Origin of the sequence: Streptomyces sp. RP5T (assembly GCF_003933965.1) — a bacterium.
Classification (GTDB): domain Bacteria; phylum Actinomycetota; class Actinomycetes; order Streptomycetales; family Streptomycetaceae; genus Streptomyces.
The window spans coordinates 1-1,010 of record NZ_RSAJ01001153.1; the positions used below are offsets into that span (position 1 = coordinate 1).

1 protein-coding gene and 1 pseudogene are annotated in these 1,010 nt (G+C 73.0%); both read left to right on the forward strand.

What is annotated here, in order from left to right:
• Nucleotides 1-195, forward strand: a pseudogene (locus EHS43_RS45085) (DNA glycosylase); the annotation flags it as partial.
• Between the two features lie 32 nt (nt 196-227).
• A complete protein-coding gene (locus tag EHS43_RS45090; protein WP_125196112.1) occupies nt 228-992 on the forward strand; it encodes an SDR family NAD(P)-dependent oxidoreductase in 765 nt (254 codons plus the stop codon).
• Nucleotides 993-1,010 lie beyond the last annotated feature (18 nt).

Here is a 1,010-nt window from a genome sequence, read left to right on the forward strand (position 1 = left end):
CTCTTCGTCTACGGCCGCACCCCCCGCCCCTGCCTGCGCTGCCGCACCTCCATCCGCGTCGCCGACCAGGGCGACGGCTCCCGCGAACGCCCCACGTACTGGTGTCCGAGCTGTCAGACCGGCCCCGCCCCGAGCCCTCAGCGCCGGGCCCCTGGTGGCACACGCCCCAGAACCTCACGCCGTACGACCAATTGACGACCCGTCAGAAACGCTCGTACGGTCGCTTCATGGCCGTCAGCGCGTACGACCTCACCGGACGCACCGCGTTCGTCACCGGCGCCGCCGGTGGCATCGGCCGCGCGACGGCCGTCCTGCTCGCGGAGGCGGGCGCCACCGTCCACTGCGCCGACCTCGACACGTCCGGGCTCCACGAGACCGCGACCCTGATCAAGGACGCCGGCGGCACCGCGGCCACCCACCCCCTTGACGTCACCGACCGCGAGCAGCTCCGCCGGGCCGTCAGGTCCTGCGAGCGCCTGGACGTACTGGCCGCGATCGCCGGGATCATGCACAGCAGCCCGGTCCTGGAGACACGGGACGAGGACCTCGACCGCGTCCTGAACGTCAACTTCAAGGGTGTGCTCCATGCCTGCCAGGAGGCGGCCCGCCTGATGCTCGACCGGGGGACGGCGGGCAGCATCGTCACGATGGCCTCCGGCGCCGTGGACACGGGCGGCCCCGGCCTGCTCTGCTACGGCGCGGCCAAGGCAGCGGTGGTACAGCTCACCAAGACTCTGGCCACCGAGGTCGGCCGGTACGGCATCCGGGTCAACGCCGTCGCGCCCGGCTGGATCCGCACCCCGATGACCGACCGCCACGACGAGGACGCCCAGGCCCACACCGAGGCGCTCATGTCCCGGATGTCACCGCTCCGGCGCGTGGGCGAACCGGGGGAGGTCGCGCACGCCGTGCTCTACCTGGCCTCCGACGCCTCGTCCTTCACGACGGGCCAGATCCTCCGTCCGAACGGCGGGGTGGCGATGCCTTGGTGACCGCCCCCGCCCCACCGG